This window comes from Pseudomonas sp. H9 (assembly GCF_004353925.1).
Taxonomy (GTDB): Bacteria; Pseudomonadota; Gammaproteobacteria; order Pseudomonadales; family Pseudomonadaceae; genus Aquipseudomonas.
Genome location: NZ_SMOK01000012.1, coordinates 288,783 through 312,826, shown reverse-complemented (window position 1 = coordinate 312,826; position 24,044 = coordinate 288,783). Strand labels below are relative to the sequence as shown.

General features: G+C 59.6%; 26 protein-coding genes. 17 read left to right on the top strand and 9 right to left on the bottom strand.

Annotation, left to right across the window (positions count from 1 at the left end; genetic code table 11):
* Positions 1-35: 35 nt before the first annotated feature.
* Positions 36-701, bottom strand: coding sequence for a glutathione S-transferase (locus tag E1573_RS12050; RefSeq protein ID WP_133213893.1), 666 nt, complete (start codon positions 699-701; stop codon positions 36-38).
* Between the two features lie 147 nt (positions 702-848).
* Between E1573_RS12050 and E1573_RS12045 the strand changes: the two genes are divergently transcribed.
* The 3 genes from E1573_RS12045 to E1573_RS12035 all read left to right on the top strand — a co-directional run bounded on the left by E1573_RS12045 (position 849) and on the right by E1573_RS12035 (position 4,464).
* On the top strand, positions 849-1,133 hold the full coding sequence (locus E1573_RS12045; RefSeq protein WP_133213891.1) for a hypothetical protein: 285 nt from the start codon (positions 849-851) through the stop codon (positions 1,131-1,133).
* 84 nt (positions 1,134-1,217) lie between these two features.
* On the top strand, positions 1,218-1,463 hold the full coding sequence (locus E1573_RS12040) for a TIGR02647 family protein (RefSeq protein ID WP_133213889.1): 246 nt from the start codon (positions 1,218-1,220) through the stop codon (positions 1,461-1,463).
* A 151-nt stretch (positions 1,464-1,614) separates the two neighbouring features.
* Positions 1,615-4,464 (top strand): class I adenylate cyclase, encoded by a 2,850-nt coding sequence (locus E1573_RS12035; protein ID WP_133213887.1) that lies wholly within the window; start codon positions 1,615-1,617, stop codon positions 4,462-4,464.
* Between the two features lie 3 nt (positions 4,465-4,467).
* On the opposite strand, the gene rnk is transcribed toward E1573_RS12035, so the two are convergent.
* The 3 genes from rnk to cyaY all read right to left on the bottom strand — a co-directional run bounded on the left by rnk (position 4,468) and on the right by cyaY (position 5,576).
* On the bottom strand, positions 4,468-4,887 hold the full coding sequence (gene rnk, locus E1573_RS12030; protein WP_133213885.1) for a nucleoside diphosphate kinase regulator: 420 nt from the start codon (positions 4,885-4,887) through the stop codon (positions 4,468-4,470).
* Positions 4,888-5,020: 133 nt separating this feature from the next.
* Positions 5,021-5,242 carry a DUF1289 domain-containing protein gene (locus E1573_RS12025; protein WP_133213883.1) on the bottom strand — a complete coding sequence of 74 codons (222 nt, stop codon included), beginning with the start codon at positions 5,240-5,242 and terminating at the stop codon, positions 5,021-5,023.
* A 1-nt stretch (position 5,243) separates the two neighbouring features.
* Complete coding sequence (gene cyaY / locus E1573_RS12020; RefSeq protein WP_133213881.1) at positions 5,244-5,576, bottom strand: iron donor protein CyaY; 333 nt, start codon at positions 5,574-5,576, stop codon at positions 5,244-5,246.
* Positions 5,577-5,771: 195 nt separating this feature from the next.
* On the opposite strand from cyaY, the gene E1573_RS12015 reads away from it, so the two are divergent.
* From E1573_RS12015 to E1573_RS11990, 6 genes are read left to right on the top strand one after another with little or no spacing between them, the layout of a single operon-like run.
* Positions 5,772-5,909 carry a lipoprotein gene (locus E1573_RS12015; protein WP_128321863.1) on the top strand — a complete coding sequence of 46 codons (138 nt, stop codon included), beginning with the start codon at positions 5,772-5,774 and terminating at the stop codon, positions 5,907-5,909.
* Between the two features lie 9 nt (positions 5,910-5,918).
* On the top strand, positions 5,919-7,166 hold the full coding sequence (gene lysA, locus E1573_RS12010) for a diaminopimelate decarboxylase (protein WP_133213879.1): 1,248 nt from the start codon (positions 5,919-5,921) through the stop codon (positions 7,164-7,166).
* 4 nt (positions 7,167-7,170) lie between these two features.
* Positions 7,171-8,001 (top strand): diaminopimelate epimerase, encoded by an 831-nt coding sequence (gene dapF, locus E1573_RS12005; protein ID WP_133213877.1) that lies wholly within the window; start codon positions 7,171-7,173, stop codon positions 7,999-8,001.
* Positions 8,002-8,014: 13 nt separating this feature from the next.
* The gene (locus tag E1573_RS12000) at positions 8,015-8,752 is read left to right on the top strand and encodes a DUF484 family protein (RefSeq protein ID WP_133213875.1); all 738 of its coding nucleotides are present in this window, start codon (positions 8,015-8,017) and stop codon (positions 8,750-8,752) included.
* Positions 8,752-9,651: a tyrosine recombinase XerC gene (xerC, locus tag E1573_RS11995; protein ID WP_133213873.1), complete on the top strand. Its 900-nt coding sequence runs from the start codon at positions 8,752-8,754 to the stop codon at positions 9,649-9,651. The genes E1573_RS12000 and xerC overlap by 1 nt, the downstream gene beginning before the upstream one ends.
* Positions 9,648-10,343 carry an HAD family hydrolase gene (locus E1573_RS11990; RefSeq protein WP_133213871.1) on the top strand — a complete coding sequence of 232 codons (696 nt, stop codon included), beginning with the start codon at positions 9,648-9,650 and terminating at the stop codon, positions 10,341-10,343. Before xerC ends, E1573_RS11990 begins: the two co-directional genes overlap by 4 nt.
* A gap of 153 nt (positions 10,344-10,496) precedes the next feature.
* On the opposite strand, the gene sutA is transcribed toward E1573_RS11990, so the two are convergent.
* The 3 genes from sutA to glnK all read right to left on the bottom strand — a co-directional run bounded on the left by sutA (position 10,497) and on the right by glnK (position 13,009).
* Positions 10,497-10,823, bottom strand: a complete 327-nt coding sequence (gene sutA / locus E1573_RS11985) for a transcriptional regulator SutA (RefSeq protein WP_133213869.1) — start codon at positions 10,821-10,823, stop codon at positions 10,497-10,499.
* A 474-nt stretch (positions 10,824-11,297) separates the two neighbouring features.
* Entirely contained in the window at positions 11,298-12,629 is a 1,332-nt protein-coding gene (locus E1573_RS11980; RefSeq protein WP_133213867.1) for an ammonium transporter, read from the bottom strand.
* A gap of 41 nt (positions 12,630-12,670) precedes the next feature.
* Positions 12,671-13,009 carry a P-II family nitrogen regulator gene (glnK, locus tag E1573_RS11975; protein WP_002555808.1) on the bottom strand — a complete coding sequence of 113 codons (339 nt, stop codon included), beginning with the start codon at positions 13,007-13,009 and terminating at the stop codon, positions 12,671-12,673.
* 372 nt (positions 13,010-13,381) lie between these two features.
* On the opposite strand from glnK, the gene E1573_RS11970 reads away from it, so the two are divergent.
* From E1573_RS11970 to E1573_RS11940, 7 genes are all read left to right on the top strand, one after another.
* Entirely contained in the window at positions 13,382-13,645 is a 264-nt protein-coding gene (locus E1573_RS11970) for an accessory factor UbiK family protein (protein WP_133213865.1), read from the top strand.
* 673 nt (positions 13,646-14,318) lie between these two features.
* On the top strand, positions 14,319-15,815 hold the full coding sequence (locus E1573_RS11965; RefSeq protein ID WP_133213863.1) for a YifB family Mg chelatase-like AAA ATPase: 1,497 nt from the start codon (positions 14,319-14,321) through the stop codon (positions 15,813-15,815).
* Between the two features lie 141 nt (positions 15,816-15,956).
* Positions 15,957-16,748 (top strand): winged helix-turn-helix domain-containing protein, encoded by a 792-nt coding sequence (locus E1573_RS11960; RefSeq protein WP_133213861.1) that lies wholly within the window; start codon positions 15,957-15,959, stop codon positions 16,746-16,748.
* Positions 16,745-17,224, top strand: coding sequence for a hypothetical protein (locus E1573_RS11955; RefSeq protein ID WP_256659524.1), 480 nt, complete (start codon positions 16,745-16,747; stop codon positions 17,222-17,224). The genes E1573_RS11960 and E1573_RS11955 overlap by 4 nt, the downstream gene beginning before the upstream one ends.
* 134 nt (positions 17,225-17,358) lie before the next feature.
* Positions 17,359-18,042 (top strand): DUF3313 domain-containing protein, encoded by a 684-nt coding sequence (locus tag E1573_RS11950; protein WP_133213859.1) that lies wholly within the window; start codon positions 17,359-17,361, stop codon positions 18,040-18,042.
* 43 nt (positions 18,043-18,085) lie between these two features.
* Positions 18,086-18,586: an outer membrane beta-barrel protein gene (locus E1573_RS11945; RefSeq protein ID WP_133213857.1), complete on the top strand. Its 501-nt coding sequence runs from the start codon at positions 18,086-18,088 to the stop codon at positions 18,584-18,586.
* 70 nt (positions 18,587-18,656) lie between these two features.
* Positions 18,657-20,087, top strand: a complete 1,431-nt coding sequence (locus E1573_RS11940; protein WP_133213855.1) for a mechanosensitive ion channel family protein — start codon at positions 18,657-18,659, stop codon at positions 20,085-20,087.
* A 3-nt stretch (positions 20,088-20,090) separates the two neighbouring features.
* Here E1573_RS11940 and E1573_RS11935 read toward each other — a convergent pair whose 3' ends face one another.
* Both E1573_RS11935 and E1573_RS11930 read right to left on the bottom strand, forming a co-directional pair.
* A complete protein-coding gene (locus E1573_RS11935; protein ID WP_133213853.1) occupies positions 20,091-21,377 on the bottom strand; it encodes an FAD-binding oxidoreductase in 1,287 nt (428 codons plus the stop codon).
* Between the two features lie 122 nt (positions 21,378-21,499).
* On the bottom strand, positions 21,500-22,990 hold the full coding sequence (locus E1573_RS11930; protein ID WP_133213851.1) for an aldehyde dehydrogenase family protein: 1,491 nt from the start codon (positions 22,988-22,990) through the stop codon (positions 21,500-21,502).
* A gap of 135 nt (positions 22,991-23,125) precedes the next feature.
* Between E1573_RS11930 and E1573_RS11925 the strand changes: the two genes are divergently transcribed.
* Complete coding sequence (locus E1573_RS11925) at positions 23,126-24,016, top strand: LysR substrate-binding domain-containing protein (protein WP_133213849.1); 891 nt, start codon at positions 23,126-23,128, stop codon at positions 24,014-24,016.
* The last annotated feature ends 28 nt before the right edge of the window (positions 24,017-24,044 follow it).

Here is a 24,044-nt window from a genome sequence, read left to right as displayed (position 1 = left end):
CGGCGCAATGCCGCGAGCCTGCTTCGGTGTGCAGGTTAGCGCTTGGAGCCACGCACCATCTCAAGAAACGCCGGCATTTGTGCGTCCTTGTCTGCAACAATTTTCTGCACGTTGGGGTTCTGCTTGAAGTGCTTGAGCAGGGCCTTGGCCTGTGGGAAGTCCGCCAACAGGTCCATCTCAAACACCTCTTTGCCCACGGCGCAGGCCAGATCGAGGCTGAAGCAGAACAGCATATCGGCGACGGTCATCTGCTCACCGGCAACGTAGGGTGCGAACGCACCGTTGCGCTTGAGCGTTTGCACCCCGGCCAGCAGCTCTGCTTTGGCTTTTTCTTTGATCGCCGGGTCAACCTTGGTGCCAAAGAAGGCTTCCGGGTAACAAGCACGGGCAGGCAGTTCGATGTACAGCTCGATTTCCTTGGCCAACTCGCGCACCTTGGCCTGGGCAAAGGCGTCGGTCGGCATCAGAGCCTTCTCAACGGGTTGCGTCTGCTCGATGTAGTCGAGGATCAGATTGGTTTCGCTGAGAAAACCATGTTCTGTCTCCAGCACCGGCACTTTGCCACGCGGGCTGACTTTCAGTGCCTCCGGGCTTTGGCCGCCGAAGAACAGCACTTCCTGAAACGGAACGCCTTTTTCCAACAGCGCCAGCTTGACCATGTTGTAGTAGTTGCTGACGGCAAATCCGTGAAGCTTGAGCATGAAAACAGCCTCCAGGCCGCAAAGGGGTTGGCCGGGATGTTATAGACCCATGCCAGGCTACTGACCAGCATCATGGAGTTTGTCGATAGCAAGGCATTGGTGTCTGGCTCATGGCACACTGAGCATCCCTTTAGAGGAGATTCGCCCATGAGCGAGCCAACCGAAATCGACAACGACGACGAAGCGTTCGCCGAGTCGACCTTGATCGAAGCGATCGAAAACCAGATCGAAACCGAAAACCCACCCGCAGCCAAAGCCACCTTCAACAAGCTCACCCTAGTCGGTTACGAGCGCGAAGACATCCTCAACCTCATGGCCCACGTCCTGGCCTACGAGATCGATGCGATGCTCGATGATGACCGTGCCTTTAACACCGAGTGGTATGAAACCGCCTTGCGCGCCCTGCCTGAGCTGCCGCCTGAAAAGGACTGAAGCAAAGCAGGATTTCCCTGACTACACTGCGAAATCAGGCACCGGCTACGGTGCTGCCCTCCCTGTCTGGAAGTCGGAGTTTCTATGTCGTTTACCCCCGATCTGATTGCCGAGCTGGAAGTTCTTGCCCTGTTCAACCTGGATAGCACCCAGGAAGGGATCAAGGTTCATAACACTGCTTCTAAAGATCTCATCGCAGCAGCCCAACGCCTGTACGACAAACAACTGACCGACCAGCCCGATGGCGGTTACCTGACCAGCCTGGGGCATGATGCGGCCGAGCATGCGCAGCAACTGCTGACCATCCTCAACGTCACTCAGCCGGCCTGAGAACACCAAAAATCGCGGGGCAAGCCCGCTCCCACAGGTGATTACCTGCCTGTGGGGGCGGGCTTGCCCCGCGATGCGTTAACAAAATGGCGTCAAAATAAAATTAACGCTTAAACTTGCCCTTGCTCCCTGACGGCCGGTTTAGCCCGCAATGAACCATCCCCACGAAATTCGCCCCGACCTTGACCAAGGTATCGACCGTAAGGTGCTCAGCCACCTGCGCACGCGCTTCCTGACGCTCAACCAGGGCCGCCTGGCGCGCGCCATGGAAGGCTTGTCGAGCCGTCAGCAGCAAGTATTGACCCTGCTGCCACTGTTCCTGCACGTCAATCACCCCCTGCTGCCAGGTTACGTATCAGGCACCACGCCCGCAGGCGTCGCGAATTTCGAGCCGGACAATCAGCTGCTCGCTGAAGCCCAGCGCCTGACCCGCTCATTCGCTTACAGGCCTCGACACGGCAACCCGCCTCAGCCGATTCAAGGGTTGTTCCTGATGGGTAGCCTCGGCACCTTGGCTCAGGCCGAGCAGAGCGATATGGACGTCTGGGTTTGCCACACCGCCGACCTGAGTGAAAGCGAACTGGCTGAACTGCGCAAAAAATGCCAACTCCTGGAAACCTGGGCCGCCAGCCAAGGGGCCGAGGCCCATTTATTTCTGATCGAGCCGCAAAGCTTCGCCAAGGGCGAGCGCGACTGCCAATTGAGCTCCGACGACTGCGGCACTACCCAGCACTACTTGCTGCTCGATGAGTTTTACCGCACCGCGATCTGGCTGGCCGGGCGTACACCTTTGTGGTGGATGGTGCCGACCTACGAAGAATCGCGTTATCACCTGTACATCGAGACCCTGCTGTCCAAGCGTTTCGTGCGCCCCGAAGACAACCTCGACCTTGGCCATCTGGCGCACATTCCACCGGGTGAGTACGTCGGCGCCGGGCTCTGGCAACTGTTCAAGGGCATCGCCTCACCCTACAAGTCGGTGCTCAAACTGCTGCTGACCGAGGTATACGCCAGCGAACACCCGCAGGTGCAGTGCCTGAGCCTGCAGTTCAAGCAAGCGGTCTTCGCCAATCGTCTGGACCTCGATGAACTCGACCCGTACATGATGGTTTACCGGCGTATTGAGCAGTACCTGCAAGGGCGCGGCGAGCATCAACGCCTGGAGCTGGTGCGCCGTAGCCTGTATTTGAAAGTGAACAAAAAACTCACCGGTCCCGGGCGTCAACGCAGCGCCAGCTGGCAGCGTGACCTGCTGCAGCGCCTGACCCAGGAATGGGGCTGGGACGAGCGTCAACTGACACTGCTCGACAGCCGCAGCCAATGGAAAGTGCGCCAGGTTGCGGTCGAACGTCGCGAGTTGGTGGCCGAGCTGAATGTCAGCTACCGCTTCCTGTGCCAGTTTGCCCGTAACCAGAACGTCGCCAGTCGCATTGACCAACGCGACCTCAGCGTGCTCGGGCGGCGCTTATACGCGGCCTTCGAACGCCGCGCCGGCAAGGTCGAGTTCATCAACCCGGGGATCGCCCCCGACCTGGCCGAAGACACCCTGACGCTGGTCCAGTCCCCCAACCGCAAGGAACCCGGGCAGATTCACTGGGGCCTGTACAACGGTAATCTGGGTGCCCATGAATGGGAGCATTTTGCGCCGATCAAACGCTGCCGCGAGCTGCTTGAGCTATTGGCCTGGGCCTACCGCAATGGCGTCATCGACAGCAGTACGCGCCTCGCCCTGCACCCGGGCAGCAGCGACCTGACCGAGCATGAACTGTTCAACCTGCTCGGCAGCCTGCAACAGAGCATCGCCCTGCCCTTTGCGGATGTCAGCGAACAACGCTTGCTACAGCCAAGCGTGGCGGACGAGATCCTCCTGCTGGTCAACGTTGGCATCGACCCATTGCGGCACCACCGCGACCTGAACATTCTGATGACGACCGAACGCACCGACTCGTTGAGCTACGCCGGGGTGCGCGAGAACCTGGTGCTGACCCTGGATCAGGTCACCCTCAACAGCTGGAACGAAGTTCAGGTACACCGCTACGACGGCGAGCATGCCTTGCTACGCTGCCTGCGCGACTACCTCAACAACCTCAAGGACGCCAATCACCTGCCCCGGCTACAGGTGCGTTGCTTCTGCCATAACCGTGCCCAGGCCATTGCCCAGCGGGTTGAAGACGTGTTCGTCTGCGCCCGTGAACTGTTGGCGCAACACCTCAACCACCGTTACCTGCTGCAAGTCGAGCAGCATACCCATGTGCTGGAGCTGCAAGCTGGCGCGGTGAATCTGGTCACCCTGGAAGATCTTGATGCTGTGCGGCGTTATCTGGGCAACGACCGTAGTGTCTACAGTCCCCTGCACCTGGATGCAAATGCCCTGCAAGACCTCGATCTGGCGCAGGTCCTGCCCCTGGGGCAGCCACAGTGCATTCAGTTGTTTTACCGGGTGCTCGAGGGCTGGGCAGATGTCTACGTGCTGGATGAGCACAACGCACTATGGCAACAACGCCTGCCGTTCCATGACGAAACCAGCTTACTGCTGCCACTACAGCGCTTCTTGAAGTCGATCGCTTTTCGCCGCGAAGCACGGCTGCCACTGGACAGCCTGCAGGCCCAAGGCTCACTGGATATTCTTTATTACCAATTGTTGCCATCGGCACCTGGCAAGGTTCGCCAGGTGGAAACCAGGCGCGTAGAGATCACCGCCACCGACAACCCCTACTACGAAGTGCAGGCTATTCTGCAGGCTGGCGCCAGCGATGACGTGCAGGTCACGCTGTACTGCAATCAGCGCGAGTTTTCCGAACTGGAGCACGGCGACCAGCTGTATACCGTGGTCGCCCGCGAGATCATCGGCCAGCGCCGCGAGGCTGAGCGCTACCGTTGCTACATCACCGACCTGGACCTGTCCGGCCTGCTGGCCGATGGCCTCGGTTCAAGCATTCTCTACCTGCGCTACAAGGGCGAGCTGGAGCAGGCGCTCAACGACGCCCTGGCGCAGGTTTGAGGCTCAGAGGTCGAAGTCGCCCGCTGCTTCTGGCTGGTATTCGACTTCCAGCAGCTTGAGCTTGAGGGTCTTGCCGCCCGGTGCGGGCCAATCGATCTGCCCGCCTACCGACAGGCCCAGCAGCGCGCTGCCGATTGGCGCAAGAATGGAGATCTTGCCTTCGTCAGCGTTGGCATCCTTGGGGTAGACCAAGGTCAGGTGGTAGTCCTTGCCGCTGGCTTCTTCACGGCAATGAACCCGCGAATTCATGGTGACGACACCGGCCGGCACTTCCTCGTGACCGACCAGCTCGGCGCGGTCCAGCTCATCCTGCAAGGCGAGCACACCCGGCGAGTCCTGCGTCTTTTCATCGAGGCTGTCGATCAGACGCTCGAGACGCTGAACGTCCAATCGGGTGACGATAATGGAAGGCGTGGTGCTCATGATCCAATCAGGCTCCTTTTTTTGAGCGACATAAAGCAAAACCCCGCCCAAGGGCGGGGTTTGCAAGAACTCGGCACAGCCGAACTAAGTCCGACACTACCACAGCCAAGTAAATACACAATACCTATGGGGTTTACGTTGCCCCTGCCAGTTGCCGACGAACCTGAGCCTGCTGGCAGATCTGCCGACGCTGTTCGTCATCGGCCGAACGCCATTGGCGAATGTCTTCAACATGGCGAAAACAGCCAATGCACACCTTGTGTTCATCCAGCCGACAAGTGCTGATGCAAGGTGACGGCACCGCCGGGCTGACGTTGCTGTAGAGCGGTTTGGCCGGCTTTGCTGCAGTGCTCATCTCAGATCTCGTCGAAGTCGAGCTTCTCGCCAATTCGTTCCCAGACGATGCGCTCAAGCATCTCGCCCAGCAACTCTTCGGTTTTTTCGCAGGTCCACTTGCCACTCTGCTCGTCATAGTCGAAGTGGAAGCCACCGGATTTGTCAGCCAGCCACAGCTGACGCAAAGGTTCCTGACGGCTGAAGATCAGCTGGCTGCCGTTGTCGAACTTGATGGTCAGGACCCCCGCCGAGTTCTCCATATCCAGATCCAGGTCCGTCTCATCGAACAGGTCTTCCAGTGCCTGTTGGGTCGCGTCGACCAGGTCGTGAAAACGCGCTTCGGTCAAACTCATTGCAAGAACCTCAAAAATGTCTGCACACACGCAAGCCGGGCAAGATACGAGCGCGGCGCGCCGAATGCAAAGGATACCGACCTGCGCCTGCAGGCGCAGCCACCCCCCCGCCCGACGGCGAGCTGCCTGCATAGGCAAGGCGGCGGGTGCTCGGTATACTCGGGCGCAATACTGCTTATTTCAAAGGATTACGCCATGAAGCGCCTGATCTCCTCCCTCGCGGCGCTCGTCGCGATTGCCTGCCTTGTTTCCGCCTGTGGCCAGAAGGGCCCGCTGTACCTGCCAGACGACAGTAAAGACGGTCAAAAGTCGCAATCGCACAAGCATCAGTAAGGGTAAACCATGGACGCTTTCAACTACCGCGACGGTGAACTGTTCGCGGAAGGCGTGGCCCTGTCGGCCATCGCCGAACGTTTCGGCACACCAACCTATGTGTACTCGCGCGCCCACATCGAGGCCCAGTACCGTAGCTATGCCGATTCTTTGCAGGGTGTTTCGCACCTGGTGTGCTTTGCCGTCAAAGCCAACTCCAACCTGGGCGTACTGAATGTGCTGGCCCGCCTGGGCGCAGGCTTCGACATCGTCTCCGGCGGTGAGCTTGAGCGTGTATTGGCCGCAGGTGGCCGCGCCGATCGCGTGGTGTTTTCCGGCGTTGGCAAAACCCGTGAAGACATGCGCCGTGCACTGGAAGTCGGCGTTCACTGCTTCAACGTCGAGTCCACCGATGAGCTGGAACGCCTGCAAGTGGTTGCCGCCGAAATGGGCCTGCGTGCGCCGATCTCGCTGCGCGTCAACCCAGACGTCGACGCCGGCACCCACCCGTACATTTCCACGGGCCTGAAAGAAAACAAATTTGGTATCGCCATCGCCGATGCCGAAGAGGTGTACATCCGCGCGGCGCAGCTGCCGAACCTGGAAGTGGTCGGCGTCGACTGCCACATCGGTTCGCAACTCACCACCCTGGAGCCTTTCCTCGACGCCCTTGATCGCCTGCTGGGCTTGATCGACCGCCTCGGTGACTGCGGTATCCACCTGCGTCACCTCGACCTGGGCGGTGGTGTTGGCGTTCGCTACCGCGACGAAGAGCCGCCGCTGGCGGGCGACTACATCAAGGCCATTCGCGAACGCCTCGGCGACCGCGACTTGGCGCTGGTGTTCGAGCCGGGCCGCTACATCGTGGCTAACGCTGGCGTCCTGCTGACCCGCGTCGAATACCTCAAGCACACCGAACACAAAGATTTCGCCATTGTCGATGCGGCCATGAACGACCTGATCCGTCCAGCCCTGTACCAGGCCTGGATGAACGTCACCGCCGTGCAACCGCGCGAGGGTGAAGGCCGTACCTACGACGTGGTTGGCCCGATCTGCGAAACCGGCGACTTCCTGGCCAAGGAACGCACGCTCAACCTGGCCGAAGGCGACTTGCTGGCGGTGCACTCGGCGGGCGCCTATGGTTTTGTCATGAGTTCGAACTACAACACCCGTGGCCGCTGTGCCGAAGTGCTGGTCGATGCCGATCAGGCGTTCGAAGTTCGCCGCCGGGAAACCGTGGCCGAGTTGTTCGCCGGCGAAAGCCTGCTGCCGGAGTAAACCCATGCTGCTGCGTTTTACCAAAATGCATGGGCTGGGTAACGACTTCATGGTCCTTGACCTGGTCAGCCAGCATGCGCACATCCTGCCCAAGCACGCCAAACAATGGGGTGATCGCCACACCGGTATTGGCTTCGACCAGCTGTTGATCGTGGAAGCACCGAGCAATCCGGAAGTGGACTTTCGCTACCGGATCTTCAATGCCGACGGCTCGGAGGTCGAGCAGTGCGGCAACGGCGCGCGCTGCTTCGCCCGCTTCGTGCTGGACAAGCGCCTGACGGCGAAGAAGCGCATCCGCGTTGAAACAAAAGGCGGCATCATCGAGCTGGACGTGCGCAACGACGGGCAGATCTGCGTCGACATGGGCCCGCCACGGCTGGTGCCCGCTGACATTCCGTTCGACGCCCCGGCCCAAGCCCTGAGCTACCCACTGGAAGTGGCCGGCCAACAGGTTGAACTGGCTGCCGTTTCCATGGGCAACCCCCATGCCGTACTGCGGGTTAACGACATCAACAGTGCGCCGGTTCACGATCTGGGCCCGAAGATCGAGCACCATCCACGCTTCCCTCAGCGGGTCAATGTGGGCTTTATTCAGGTCATCGACCGCCACCGCGCGCAGTTGCGCGTCTGGGAACGTGGCGCTGGGGAAACCCAGGCCTGCGGTACCGGTGCCTGCGCCGCCGCCGTAGCCGCGATCAGCCAGGGCTGGATGGACTCTCCACTGCTGATCGACCTTCCAGGTGGGCGTCTGTCCATCGAATGGGAAGGCCCGGGCAAGCCGGTACTGATGACCGGCCCGGCCGTGCGTGTATTTGAAGGACAGGTTCGTCTATGAGTGAGTGCCAACCATGACCGATCAGCCCCAGGCTCCTGCCGAACAGCCCACCGACCTTAGCGCCGAGGGCTCGACGCCCGCCCTCGGGGCTGAGGCCGTGGTTGCCTTTCTGCGCGACAACCCGACATTCTTCGCCGAGCACGACGAACTGCTCAGCGAGCTGCACATTCCCCACCAGCGCGGCGACAGCGTTTCCCTGGTGGAGCGTCAGCTCAAGTTGCTGCGCGACCGCAACATCGAGATGCGCCACCGCCTCTCGCAGTTGATGGACGTAGCCCGCGACAACGACCGCTTGTTCGATAAAACCCGCCGACTGATCCTCGACCTGCTCGATGCCGACAGCCTGGAAACTGTGGTTATGGCCGTTGAAGACAGCCTGCGCCAGGAGTTCAAGGTGCCCTTCGTGAGCCTGATCCTGTTCGGTGAAACGGCCGCACCCGTGGGTCGCTGGGTCAACAGCGTCGACGCCCAGCAAGCTATCGGCGGCCTGCTGTGCAGCGGTAAAACAGTCAGCGGTAACCTGCGCGACCATGAACTGGACTTCCTGTTCGGCGAAGCCCAACGCAAAGAAGTCGGCTCTACAGCGGTTGCCACCCTGAACCATCAAGGCCTTCACGGCGTGCTGGCAATCGCCAGTCGCGACCCTCAGCATTACAAAAGCACGGTCGGCACCCTGTTCCTCAGCTACATCGCCGAAGTGCTTGGCCGCGTTGTGCCACGCTTTACCCAGACCTTGCGCCCGGTGCGCTGATGGAACGCCAGCTACAAGCCTTCATCGCGCATTTGCGCAATGAGCGCCAGGTATCCGAGCATACCCAGCTGGCCTACCGCCGCGACCTCGACCATGTGCTGGCGTACTGCAGCAAGTCGGGCATCGACAACTGGAATGCCCTGCAGATCCAGCACCTGCGCCAGTTCATTGCCCGCCAGCACCATCAGGGCCAGTCTTCACGCAGCCTGGCTCGCCTGCTCTCGGCGGTGCGCGGGTTCTATCGCTACCTCAATCGCGAAGGCGTGTGTAACCATGATCCGGCCAATGGCTTGTCGGCGCCCAAGGGTGAGCGACGCCTGCCGAAAACCCTCGACACCGACCGTGCCTTACAGTTGCTCGACGGCGCAGTGGATGATGATTTTATCGCCCGCCGTGATCAGGCCATGCTTGAACTGTTCTACTCCTCTGGCCTGCGATTGTCGGAGCTGACCAGCCTCGATACTGACCAGCTCGACTTACCGGCCGGTTTGGTTCAGGTACACGGCAAAGGCAGCAAAACCCGCGTACTGCCGGTCGGTCGCAAGGCTCGCGAAGCCCTTGAACACTGGCTAGCGCTACGGGGCATCAGCGCGCCCGTGGACAACGCAGTGTTCGTCAGCCGCCAGGGTCGTCGCCTCGGCCCACGGGCCATTCAACTGCGTGTACAGGTCGCCGGCCAGCGCGAACTCGGCCAGAACCTGCACCCGCACATGCTGCGGCACTCGTTTGCCAGCCACATGCTCGAATCGTCCCAAGACCTGCGCGCCGTACAAGAGATGCTTGGCCATGCCGACATTGCCACCACGCAGATCTACACTCACCTTGATTTCCAGCATTTGGCCGCCGTCTATGACAGCGCCCATCCGCGGGCCAAACGCAGCAAGGGCAGCGACTCATGAGTATTGAGCTGATCACGTTCGACCTCGACGACACCCTCTGGGATACCGCACCGGTAATCCAAAGCGCCGAGACGGTCCTCCGGGACTGGCTCGCCGCCAATGCGCCAGACCTTGGCGCCGTTCCCGTAGAACACCTCTACAGCATCCGCGAACGCCTGGTAGCAGCCGAACCTGGGCTCAAGCACCGTATCAGCGCCTTGCGCCGCCGGGTGCTGTTCCATGCGCTGGAAGATGTTGGCTACAGCGAAAACAAAGCCCGTGAGCTGGCCAACGAAGGCTTTGAAGTGTTCCTTCACGCCCGCCATCAGGTCGATATTTTCCCTGAAGTGCAGCCGGTGCTGGAGATCCTCCGCCACCGCTACACCTTGGGCGTAGTCACCAACGGCAATGCCGATGTGCGCCGCCTGGGGCTGGCCGACTACTTCAAGTTTGCCCTGTGCGCCGAAGATCTTGGCATTGGCAAACCTGATCCACTGCCGTTCCATGAGGCATTGCGTCAAGGCCAGGTCCAAGCGCACGCGGCAGTGCACATCGGCGACCATCCGGGCGACGACATCGCCGGTGCCCAACGCGCGGGCCTGCGAGCGATCTGGTTCAACCCCCAGGGCAAGACGTGGGATGCCGATAGCCGCCCTGACGCTGAAATTCAGCGCCTTTCGCAGCTGCCTGAACTGCTCAACAGCTGGCGCTGACACCCCCGGTAGGAGCGGGCTTGCCCCGCGCTTGCGGACTGTCAGGCACATCACATCGCGGGGCAAGCCCGCTCCCACAGTCCCGCTATTCAGCTACACGACACCCACAAAAAAGCCCGCAGCGACGGCGGGCTTTCTTGCTAACAACAGCCCTTAGATAGGGCGGCTGCCGTATTTGTTGTCTGGCTTCTTGGGCGGATCGGCGACCACGTTGGCCTCCACTTCCTGCACCTTGCCGCCACGCGCGAGGAACTCTTCCATGGCCTTGGCCAGGGCATCGCGCTCTTTCTGCTTGGCTTCCATGCTCGGCATTTCATCGACCGAGACCGCAGCCGACTTGGACTTGCCTTTGGTAGCAGGTACCGGGCTGTCGTCACCACTGTCGTCAGCTACATCATCAGCTGCCGCTTCGAGGCCTTCATCACCTTCGTCTTCGTCGCCTACTTCGAGGTCGTCATTTTCCAGATCGTCGTCGCTCATGTTCTACCTCATGACTTGCGAAAAGCAGATTAGTTTTAGACCAGCAGCGCCGGGAATCGGCAGCCACCGGAAAAATTCACAGGGTCGCGGGTTTGCCGCCACCTCAGGCGTGCGCCATGGCATATGCCGCGCGCCGTGCAAGCCCCGCTCTTGGCAGGGCCTGACGAAATTAAAGAGCTGCCGACAGAACACCCGTCGGCCTACCCCGGCGTGATCGGCCTGCTCATTGGCAAGCCTAGCAAAGGGTAGCGAAGTTTGCGGACAGCTTGTCAGCTCCCTTCGGCGCGCATTCTAGCGTGCTCAGAGAAAAAACAAAGCGTCTAACTCTCACTCTGAGCTGTAAGTTTTCTGCCTCTCTGATGCCAGCAAAAAAAGCTACCTCAAAAGCGTCGAAAGAAACCGTTTGCGTTGACCAAAACCGACAAATTGCAGGCAAAAAAAATGCCCGGCAAGCCGGGCAAATTTTCGAGCAGGTTACAGGTTGTAGCCGCGCTCGTTGTGTTGCGCCAGGTCGAGACCAACCGACTCTTCTTCTTCGTTAACCCGCAGGCCCATCACCAGATCCAGCACCTTGAGGATCACGTAGGTAACGATCGCGGTGTAGATCACGGTGAAGCCAACGCCTTTGGCCTGAATCCAGACTTGAGCGCCGATGTCTTCAACGGTGCCGAAACCGCCCAACACAGGAGCTGCGAATACACCGGTAAGGATCGCACCGACGATACCGCCGACACCGTGTACGCCGAACGCGTCCAGCGAGTCGTCGTAGCCGAGCTTGCGCTTGAGGCTGGTGGCGCAGAAGTAGCAGACCACCCCAGACACAAGGCCGATCACCAGGGCACCCATCGGGCCGACGGTGCCAGCAGCAGGGGTGATGGCAACCAAGCCAGCCACTACACCCGAAGCAATGCCCAGTGCGCTTGGCTTACCGTGAGTCACCCACTCAGCGAACATCCAGCCCAGGGCAGCAGCGGCCGTCGCGATCTGGGTCACCAGCATGGCCATGCCTGCCGTACCGTTGGCCGCCGCAGCAGAACCTGCGTTGAAACCGAACCAGCCGATCCACAGCATCGCCGCGCCCATCAGGGTGTAGCCCAGGTTGTGCGGTGCCATCGGCGTGGTCGGGAAACCCTTACGTTTGCCCAGCACCAGGCAGGCTACCAAGCCCGCAATACCGGCGTTGATGTGCACCACCGTGCCGCCCGCAAAGTCCAGCACGCCCCAGTCCCACATCAGGCCGCCATTGCCGGCCCAGACCATGTGCGCAATCGGCGCGTAAACCAGGGTGAACCAGATGGCCATGAAGATCAGCATGGCCGAGAACTTCATACGCTCGGCAAAGGCCCCGACAATCAGCGCCGGAGTGATGATCGCGAAGGTCATCTGGAAAGTAATGAATACCGCTTCAGGGAACAGCGCCGCCGAAGAGGTCAGGCTCGCAGGCGTCACGCCAGCCAGAAAGGCTTTGGACAGGCCACCGACGAAGGAATTGAAGTTGACGACGCCTTGCTCCATACCGGTGGTATCGAAAGCCAGGCTATAACCGTAAACCACCCACAGGACACTGATCAGGCCGGTAATCGCAAAGCACTGCATCATCACCGACAGCACGTTCTTGGAACGCACCATACCGCCGTAGAACAGGGCCAGACCAGGGATGGTCATGAACAGCACCAACGCGGTTGCGGTCAACATCCAGGCGGTGTCGCCGGAGTTGAGGACGGGGGCTGCCTCCTCTGCCAGGGCCATGCCGGGCATTACGAGGGACAAAAGGGCTCCTAGCCCTGCGAATTGACGCAGAGTCATATTGTTATCTCCTGGGGCGTTGGGGTTTGGTGAGGCTTTTTTTAGATCGCGTCGGTATCGGTTTCGCCGGTACGGATGCGAATCGCCTGCTCCAGATTGACTACGAAAATTTTCCCATCACCGATCTTGCCGGTGTTGGCGGCCTTGGTAATCGCTTCAATGACCCGGTCCAGATCTTTGTCGTCGATGGCGACGTCGATCTTCACCTTGGGCAGGAAATCAACCACATACTCAGCACCGCGATACAGCTCGGTGTGGCCCTTCTGGCGACCGAAGCCTTTGACTTCAGTGACAGTAATACCCTGCACGCCGATTTCAGACAGCGACTCGCGCACGTCGTCCAACTTGAACGGCTTGATGATGGCAGTGACTAGCTTCATGAAACTCTCTCCCGATTTGGTGGACTTGCCCCAGGAAAAACAAACCCGACTCAAGTCTAAGCGCAGCGCCTGGCTTTGTAACGCATCGTCGACCGAAACAGCTGGATGCCCCGCTTGCACCCTGCCTCGTCACGGTGACTGCATCAGTGCATGGGTCACTATGGTCTTAGCAGAAAGCTTGCCAGATCCGCTAAATCACCCAATTACAGGCACTTACGTTGCGCGCTGGTGATTGGCCAGTCGCCAGCACCGCCGGACTGCACAAATACGGTGCGCGGCAAATCACCGCGATGCTCAAAAAGCGTGCAACTCAAGGTCAGCAAAACTGCGTGCTACACTGGCGCCCCACTTCGATACAGCGGATAGCCGAACATGCTCGCGCCCAAAGCCTTTCTCGACGCCCTGAGCGACCAGGCCTCACGCCTGTTCAGCGGCGACACTTCCCAGCCTCGTGCCGAACTGGAAAGCCAGTTCAAAGCCTTGCTGCAAAGTGGTTTCAGCAAACTGGAACTGGTCAGCCGGGAAGAGTTCGACAGCCAGATGGTAGTACTGGCTCGCACCCGCGCTCGCCTAGAAGCGCTGGAGGCCAAAGTGGCTGAAATGGAAGCTCGCCTGAGCCCAGCAGCGACTGAATGATTCAACCTGTAGGAGCGGGCTTGCCCCGCGATGCGATTTGTCTGAAAGGCCGCAATCGCGGGGCAAGCCCGCTCCCACAGCACACTTCAACCAGGCAGACGCTGCAGCTCAATCCCGTCGAGCAACGCATCAATCAATGCCCGCGCTAACTCAACAGAGTTCTGAGTAGACCAGGCATAGGACTTCTTCATCGAGCAACTCCTATGCGGATGGAGCAACCACCGTTCGCTGCGAAACGAAGAGGGTGGCAGCTGTACGCGGGTTCGCAGACCGGGCATAGGAACCGGCGCACCCGAAGGTGCCCCACGCACAGCCGCCATTAACCTGTTTCTGGAAAATGGAGCTCTACTAAGCCTGGACTGCGAAATCCGGTCGCTGAATTGGCAACGACAGACGCAGGGTAGGCACGCACCGAGGCAGGCGCAACAGAGCAGCGGCGCCGGAAGTATGATTCAGAAGCGTCTGACAGAAAACCACTACAACCTGTAGGAGCGGGCTTGCCCCGCGATGCGGTGTAACTGATGCAACCCAGTCGCGGGGCAAGCCCGCTCCCACCGGAGGTCTCAAATTCGCCTGTAAAAAACAGACTCACTCTTCCCCGCCTTCACCCGCCTCACCTCACTATGCTCTGCAGATCCGCAGGAAGCGGCCCCACACAGAACACGGAGCGTTCATGTCCCTCGCCCTCGTCCACAGCCGCGCCCAGGTGGGTGTATCTGCACCCGCGGTCAGCGTTGAAGCCCATTTGGCCAACGGACTGCCCGCACTGACATTGGTCGGCTTACCAGAAGCCACGGTCAAAGAAAGCAAAGACCGGGTTCGCAGCGCGATTCTCAATTCGGGCCTGGAGTTTCCCGCACGGCGCATCACTCTCAATCTGGCACCCGCCGACTTACCCAAGGACGGCGGGCGCTTTGACCTGGCGATTGCTCTGGGAATTCTTGCGGCCAATGCGCAGTTCCCATATCAAGTACTGGAAGGCGTCGAATGCCTGGGCGAGCTGGCGCTGTCGGGCGCGATACGCCCCGTCCAAGGCGTGCTGCCAGCCGCCTTGGCCGCGCGGGAAGCCGGGCGGGCGTTGGTGGTGCCGAAAGAGAATGCTGAAGAAGCCTGCCTGGCCTCCGGTTTGGTGGTGTACGCGGTCGGTCATCTGCTGGAGCTGATCGGCCACTTCAACGGCCAGGCCCTGATCACACCCTACGCTGCCAACGGCCTGGTGTTACAGGCCAGGCCTTACCCCGACCTCAATGAGGTTCAGGGCCAGCAAGCTGCCAAACGGGCCTTGCTGGTCGCGGCGGCAGGTGCACACAACCTGCTGTTCAGCGGCCCTCCGGGCACGGGAAAAACCCTGCTCGCCAGCCGCCTGCCCGGCCTGTTGCCGCCGCTGGATGAACGTGAAGCGCTGGAAGTGGCCGCAATTCAGTCCGTTGCCAGCCATGTACCCTTGAGTCATTGGCCACAACGCCCGTTCAGGCACCCTCATCATTCGGCCTCCGGGGCGGCATTGGTGGGCGGCGGCAGTCGCCCGCAACCCGGCGAGATCACCCTCGCCCACCACGGCGTGCTGTTTCTCGATGAGTTGCCGGAATTCGAACGCCGCGTGCTCGAGGTGCTACGTGAGCCGTTGGAATCGGGTGAAATCGTCATTGCCCGGGCCAAGGACAAGATCCGCTTCCCCGCACGCTTTCAACTGGTGGCGGCGATGAACCCCTGCCCCTGTGGATATCTCGGCGACCCCACCGGGCGCTGCCGTTGCGGGAGCGACCAGATTCAGCGTTATCGCAATAAACTCTCTGGCCCGCTGCTCGACCGCATTGACTTGCACCTGACCGTTGCACGCGAGGCCACAGCCTTGTGCCCGGTCGACAATAATGGCGACAGCAGTGCCACCGTCGCGAGCCGTGTTGCCGAGGCCAGGACGCTCCAGCAGCAACGCCAGGGCTGTGCCAATGCATTTCTCGACCTGCCGGGCTTGCGCCAGCACTGCGTGTTATCCACAGCCGATCAGCACTGGCTGGAAAGTGCCTGCGAACGCCTGACCCTGTCCTTGCGCGCCGCCCATCGCTTGTTGAAGGTTGCCCGTACCCTCGCCGATCTGGAACGAACCGAGCGCATCGGCAGAGCCCACCTTGCCGAAGCGTTGCAGTACCGCCCGACAACTACGATCTGAGCAATTATTTCAACATTGAAATATATATTGCCCAATAGTCTATTTATATATTAACGCCAGGGCAAGCACATTCCATCGACTTGGCTTAAACGATATCGGGCTTTATAATAGTAGTGAATTTCACAACACGCGTACTGTTGGATGATCTACAAATTTCGACTAAAAAACAGCGAGCTTGTGGAGTTTAACTCCGAACACTGCAAGATAATCATTTACAGAACACACGGCACCCCCGAGGAGCTGACGCTCGCACGCGCCGAGTCCCGCATACTTGAACTTTTGCTAATGGACGCAGGGGCCATTTGTTCACGTGAAGCCATTCTGGAGTTTGCCTGGGACGACCGTGTCGTTTCGGCAGGTAGCCTCAACCAGTCGATCTTCATGCTGAGAAACATTCTCGGCGACGGTAAAGACCACGAGATCGTCATCACCGTGCCGCGACGGGGCTATCGTTTCAACAGCGATTATGTACTCTCCCATACCGAAACCCAACCCGTGCCGGTACAGGCTCCGCCGGAGCCCACCGCCCCGCCCGCAGCTGAAGGTAACGCCACGCCTGAACAAAAGCGGACGATGGGAATTTCCGTACGGATCGGTTATCTGGCGGCAACGCTGTTCGCTATATTTTCAATATGGCGTTTGTATGTTTGGTTTGAACCAGCCAATGAATTACATGTCGCCATCATTAAACAAGGCGAACTTTCTATTTCGGCCGTTGGCAAAAGTGACAGCGCTGTCAATGCGCTGAAATCTGAAGTGTTAAGTTTGAACTTGCCAGATGAAAACATGCAAGGCCAAGTATTTATTAGCCGCACAGGTTCTCGCGTGAATCTGTCGTGCATAAGAAAGACAGGGCGTACATATAACCTCGAATTTCAAATTCGGGACGAGCCGCTTCTCAATATGTTGAATAAATGCGTGGCCGGTGAATGATGAAAAACTATAAAGTAGCTTGGCGGCACTGGCTGATTATCGCTTCTATCTTTGTAGCCTGCCTGGTGTCGTTAACCGTAACGCTGCCCCGTTCTTACATAAACAGCCAGCCTTATCGTTCAGAAGGCCGGAATTACATCGAGCACGACTTCATCGACTCCAAGGAAGCGCTAACCATCAGTGAGCCCAGTGCGGTGATCAGCGTGCTGGAGCGCATGGGCGATAAAGAGCGCCACGTCGCAGTGGGTGCGTCACTGGTCGAGGCTTCACGCTGGCGCATCAAAATCAAGATTGAAGACATTCAGGCCAGTACACATACCGAGCTGTTCGACGTCAGCCGTCATTCAGACCTACTGTTTGCCCGGCAGTACTTCAGGCTCGGTTCTATTCTTAGCCTGGTGGTTATCCCTAACAATAGTGAGGCCTTGTGTTATTACTTCCTTGAGCTTGATCGCATGAGGTGCGTAAACAAGTGAAACCGGGCATCTACGCTGGTTGAGGCATGCGTGCCGACCGTCATAAATAACGATTTTTGATTCCTGTTTTCCCCGCTCGCCGGCCAGAGTGGGGATACGCCGCTCACATCCATGTGACGCCAACAGGAACGTTCATGCCTCTTAAAAAGCTTTCAATTTTTCTTTTCTCGATGAGCCTGTTTGGTTGCTCGATGGCCCCGAGCATCGACACCGCCATGCCCTCCGAGACGCAACCGAAAACTGCACTTCAGGTTATCGAACACAGCGACACGAGTGTCGCCTGGAAAAAGTCTTCCGAGGCCTTGTCGCAAAACCATAACAAGACAGTCTTTATCAACTTGCCAAAGACTTTTTCCTTCGACAGCAAGGATCCACGCTTTGCCAAGTTTGCTGGCGATGCAACTAAGTTGCGCCAACGCTTCCGTAGCCAGTTGGAACAGCAATTGACGACAGCGGGTTATCGCCTGGTCAGTAAACCCACTTCCGGTGCGCTGTCGCTCAATGTATCGGTCGCCGATATTGAACGCGCGCCGCGTGATCCGAATGTCACCGAATACATCCCCATCGGCATGCTGGTTGGCCTCTCGCTGCACGCCACCGGTATTCGCGACGAAACCCTTTACCTGTTCTTCCAAAGCGAGATCCGCGACAGCCTGACCGGCGAAACCCTCGCCCGCGCCGTGGACCGTACTACCGGCAAGAACGTCGAGCAGGACAAAGGGCCTGTCGTCGAAGACCTCTATCCCGCCATGGACAGCGCCGCGCAGTTGATCCGTGAACGCCTGGATCGGGAATTCCAGAACAAAGGATCGGCGTGATCCCGCCAGCCTCCCCCATTGACTAAACCCCGTTGGAGAAACGATGAACGTTGTAAAACAGCTTGTGGCCGCCTTTTGTGTATTCACCTCCCTGAACGCCATGGCCGATGACCGTGGCCTGTATCTGGGCGGCGGTGTCACCCGCGTGGAGGCCGACGAACACCAACTCAGCGATGACGACACGGCCTACAAGGCGTTTGTCGGCTACCGTCTCAACCCTTATCTGGCGGTGGAAGGTGCCTGGGTAGATCTGGGCGACCTCGGCGGTAAATATGGCAGTTTTGACGGCCACTCCGTCCAGGCAGCCGCTCACCTCGGCTTCCCGATTGGTCAGCGTATCCGCCTGTTCGCCAGCGCCGGTGTGCATGCCTGGGACGCTGACAAAGACGTCGCTGGCGACAGCAGCGACCTGGACATGACTTACGGCCTGGGCGTCGAGATGGACGTGCTGCGTAACGTTGGCGTACGCCTGGAGCAAGAAGTGCTGAAAGTAGGCGATATCGACCTGGATCAGACCAGCGCCAGCGTTTATCTGATGTTCTAACCCCATACGCCGGTAGTAATTGCCAGCAACCTGCTCTTTACTAGCAACATCCCACCGCCGCGAGACCGGTATGTTTGCGCTCATCCAGAGTTACCCGTTGCTGATCGGTATTCTGCTGATCGCACTCGACCTGCTGCTCTGGCATTTCATCCCGGTCCAGCGGCGGGCCTTGCGTATAGGCCTGCGTCTTGTGGTGTTCCTGGTGTTTACCTGGGTGCTGATCAGCTCCGGGGTGAGCCCGCTGCAACCGGCGCCGTGGGCCGATGATCTGGCGCGCAACCTGCTGGCCACGGTGCTGGGGATCGGTTGGTGGCTGTTTGCGGCGCGCACCATGACCGTGGTGCTCGGTGTGATTCTGGTATCCCGTAGCAGCCATACCGGGCGCCTGTTGCAAGATGTACTGGGGGCGGTGATCTTCCTCATCGCCATTGTTGCTGCAGCGGCTTACGTGCTGCAGCTACCGGTCAAAGGCCTGCTGGCAACCTCCGGGGTGATGGCCATCGTGATCGGCCTGGCGCTGCAGAGTACGCTCAGCGACGTGTTTTCGGGCATTGTCCTTAACACCACCCGCCCCTATCAGATCGGCGATTCGATCAGTATCGACGGTACCGAAGGCAAGGTGATCGACATCGACTGGCGCGCCACTCGCCTGCTTACCGGTAACGGCAGCCTGGCAGTGATTCCCAACTCGGTCGCGGCCAAGGCCAAGCTGCTTAACTTCAGCCAGCCCAACGATGTTCATGGGGTTTCCATCAGCGTTGTAGTGCCCGCCAAGGTACGCCCTCGACGTGTGCTGGATGCGCTGGAGAAAACTTTACAGGGCACCCGCACGCTGCTCAGCACGCCTGCACCCAAGGTGACGATCAAGAGTTCAAACCTGGAGTCGGTGGAGTACGAAGCAAGTGGCTTTGTCAGTGCCATGAGCCAGAAGACCGAAGTGCGCAATCACATGTTCGACCTTGCCCACCGCCACCTGGAAGCGGCTGGCGTGGTGTGGAATGCCGACACCCAGACACCGCAAGCCTGGAGCCGCCAGCGCGCTCTGCTTGAAGACGTACGGATCTTCCGCTCCCTGACCAACGAAGAGAAAGACAGCCTGAGCCAGCGCATGACTGCCGTCGAGTACCTCGCCGATCAGATGATCCTTGGCGTAGGCGACAGTTCAGACTACGTGCTGGTGATTGGTACCGGGGTGGTATCAGCAGGCATCCGTGATGGCGATAAGCAAATCGAGGCAGGCCGCATGGGGCCGGGCGAGGTGCTGGGAGTTGAAGGCTTGCTGGAAACAGAAAACTCCACCGCCGAGTTCCGCACCCTCACCAGTTGCATTCTTTACCGCATCGACAAAGACGACGTGCGTAATTGCCTGGAGCAACGCGGCGAGGTGAAGACGGCATTGATCAAGCTGCAACGCATCCGCCAGCAAACCCGCCAGTCGTTACTGGAACAGAAACCGGCAGCCATCAAGAAAGGCGGCTTTCTCAGCTGGCTGCACAAGTAGCGGTCAGAGCACCACGCGCAAACATTGCCCGGCGTGATACAGCGAAAACCCGGTTTCGTAGAAGCCAGTGCGCAGCGCCGGGGCCGCGACCGGCTTCATTGCCGAGAACGGAATTGGCAAAGCGTCCGGATTGTCGTGCAACAGGAACTGAGCAAAAGCCTTGCCGATGACCGTGCCGGTGGTGTTGCCACGGCCGTTGTAACCGGTCACGGCAACCAGGCCCGGAGCCGGTTCGAACAGGCGCATCAAGTGATCGGGAGTGAAGTCGATGCAGCCGGTCCAGTGCATTTCCCACTCAACCTTGCCCAACTGCGGAAAGTAGTGGTTCTGGATACGGTCAGCCCAGCTGCGGATGAACCAGCTTGGCTTGTTATCCACCCGCCCCAGGCTACCGAGCAACAGGCGGCCCTCGTCATCACGGCGGATGCTGCTCAGCACCGTGCGGGTATCCCAGGAGCCCTGGCCATGCTTGAGCACATTGTCAGCGGCGGCACCGTGCAATGGCGTAGAAGCGACCTGATAGTAGTAACCGCGGAAAAAATGCTTTTGCAGGGTGGTCCAGTCGCCTTCGGTGTAAGCACCGGTAGAGATCACCACCTTGTCGGCACTGACCGAACCGTTGGCGGTTTTCACCCGCCAGCTACGCCCTTCACGCTCCAGGCCCTGAACCGCTGATTGCTGAAAGATCTGCCCACCCAGTCGGGTAACGGCCGCGGCCAGACCTTGGGTGTAAGCCATGGGGTTGATGGTGCCGGCACGGCGATCAAGCAGTGCGGCGGAAATCTTGTCGGTACCGCAATAGTCTTCGCAGCGCGCGCCGGTGAGTAGCTCAACGTCTGCTCCACGGCGGCTCCATTGCTGGTGACGCGCTTCGAGGTCGGCAACGCCAGTGGCGTTGTGCGCCATATGCAGGGTGCCGTTGTTGTGTGCCTGGCAGTCGATACCCAGGCGCTTGATGGTCGCGAAGACTTCAGCCGGGGCTTCGCCGAGCACCTTGTTAAGGCGGCTGCCTTGCGATTGGCCCAAGGTGGCTTCAACATCGTCAGGGCGAATCCAGGTCCCGGCGTTAACCAAGCCTACGTTGCGCCCGGAGCCGCCGTGGCCGATTTTCCAGGCCTCCAGCAACACCACTGACTTGCCCGCTTCGAGCAGATGCAAAGCGGCGTTGAGACCGGTGATACCGCCACCAATCACACACACGTCGGCCTTGAGCTCGCCACCCAGCTTTTCCACTGGCGTTGCGAGCGTGGTGACGTGTTCCCACAAACAGTGTTGGCGCAGCTCTGGCATGGCCGGCTTCCTTAGTTGTTCTTGTCGTCTGTGGGAGCGGCTTGCCCCGCGAAACAACTTCGCTGACACACCGCAATCGCTGGGCAAGCCCGCTCCCACCAGGTGCTGCTTTATTAGCCAGTTCAGTCGAACACAATCCCCTGAGCCAGCGGCAGTTCACGCGAATAGTTCACGGTGTTGGTCTGCCGACGCATGTAGGCTTTCCAGGCATCGGAGCCCGATTCACGGCCACCACCGGTTTCTTTCTCGCCACCGAAGGCGCCGCCGATTTCCGCGCCGCTGGTGCCGATGTTGACGTTGGCGATACCGCAGTCGCTACCCGACGCACTCTGGAACCGCTCGGCTTCACGCAAATCGGTAGTGAAGATGCACGACGACAGGCCTTGTGGCACTTCGTTGTTCAGGCGCAGTGCCTCTTCGAAGTCGTCATACGCCAACACATAGAGGATCGGCGCAAACGTCTCGTGACGCACGACTGCGCTCTGGGCTGGCATTTCGGCAATGGCAGGCGAGACGTAGTAAGCGTTCGGGTACTGTTCCTGCAACTGGCGCTCACCCCCGAACACCTGGCCACCTTCGTCACGGGCACGGGCCAGCGCATCTTGCATGGCATTGAAGGATTGCTTGTCGATCAGGGGGCCGACCAGGTTGTCTTTGCGCGGGTCACCGATGCGCACTTTGGCGTAAGCCGCTTTGACGCGGGCCACCACCTCATCCTTGATCGAACGGTGCACGATCAAGCGACGCAGGGTGGTGCAACGCTGGCCCGCAGTACCGACCGCACTGAACAGGATGCCGCGCACCGCCAGGTCCAAATCAGCGCTAGGCGCCAGGATCATGGCATTGTTGCCGCCCAGTTCAAGGATGCTACGCCCGAATCGAGCGGCAACGCGCGGGCCGACTTCACGCCCCATACGCGTGCTGCCAGTGGCACTGACCAGCGGTACGCGCGGGTCATCAACCAAAGCTTCACCGGCTTCGCGATCACCAATGATCAACTGGCTCAGGCCATCCGGTGCCTCGCCGAAGGCTTTCAGGGCCTTCTCGAACAGCGCCTGGCAGGCCAGCGCGGTGAGCGGCGTTTTCTCCGAAGGCTTCCACACCACGGCGTTACCGCACACCAGCGCCAGGGTGGTGTTCCAGGCCCAGACCGCAACCGGGAAATTAAAAGCGCTGATAACACCGACCACACCCAGCGGGTGCCAGGTTTCACGCATGTGGTGGCCAGGACGCTCGGAGGCGATGGTCAGGCCGTACAACTGACGCGACAGACCCACGGCGAAGTCGCAGATGTCGATCATTTCCTGTACTTCACCCAAGCCTTCCTGGGTGATTTTGCCGGCTTCGATGGACACCAGTTCGCCCAGCGCCGCTTTGTGTTCACGCAGGACTTCACCAAACAGGCGAATCAGCTCACCGCGACGTGGCGCCGGCACAGTGCGCCAGGCCTGGAAGGCCAGTTCGGCCTTGTCGATCTTGGCCACGACCTGGGCTTTGCTTTCCAGCTGCACCGAGGCAATCGCGCTGCCGTCGATAGGGGTATGAACGGGATGGTTGCCGTGTGTGTAGGCACTGGCGGGGACACCCAGGCGGTCAAGCAGTCCATCAACCATATTCTTCTCCTGCATGCGATGAGTGGTTGAAATCGAGATCCGGATCAGTATTAATCCGATCACTCTGGCGCAACAAACGACCTTTATTCCGTACATCATTCCGCCAGGTAATGATCTACCTGCTCAGAGACTGCAATGTCCAAACGTCTGGTGCCTTCAATGGCCGCCCTGCAGTGTTTCGAGGCTGCGGCCCGCCACTTGAGTTTTACTCGCGCCGCCGAGGAACTGCACCTGACCCAAAGCGCGGTGAGTAAACAGGTGGCTCAACTGGAAGAGATGTTGCGCCATCACCTGTTTCTGCGCATCCGCCGCCGCCTGCAACTGACGCCAGCAGGCGCGCTGTACCTGGCCGAGGTCAACAAGATCCTCACTCAGGTCGATATGTCCAGCCGCTACATCCTTTCCTATGGCCAACAAACAGAAGTATTGAAGGTAGCCACTCAACCAAGTTTTGGCGTGCGCTGGTTGATTCCGCACCTTAAAGGTTTTGGTAAACGCCATCCGAATATCCACTTGGACATCCGTAACGAGATGGAGCCTTTCGCCCTGCTGCAGGGTAATGCCGACGTGGTGTTTTTCTACGGCCAAGGCACCTGGCCAGGGGCAACCTGTATAGAGCTGTTTGGCGAGGAAGTGGTACCGGTATGCGCGCCGGAACTGATGCAAGGCCGCACCCTCAACGACGCCAGCGAGCTGTCCGAGTTGGTGCTGCTGCAAAGCACCTCACGCCCGGAAGCCTGGCATGAATGGTTCCTCGAACAAGGCCTGCATTCAGCCCACAGCTACCACGGGCCCCGCTTCGACACCTTTTACATGAGCCTGAGCGCTGCCCAGTCAGGCTGTGGCGTGGCCTTGGTACCGCGCTATCTGGTGGCTCAGGAACTGGCCGAAGGCAAATTGATCGTGCCGTGGCAGCACAGCATGCGCAGCAGCGGCTCCCATTTCCTGGCATTTGCCGAGCACGCGGCAGAAGTCCCCAAGGTACGTGCACTGGTTGATTGGATTGCAGACGAGTTAGCCGGTTAGATCAAGAATCTACGGAATGACGCTTAGA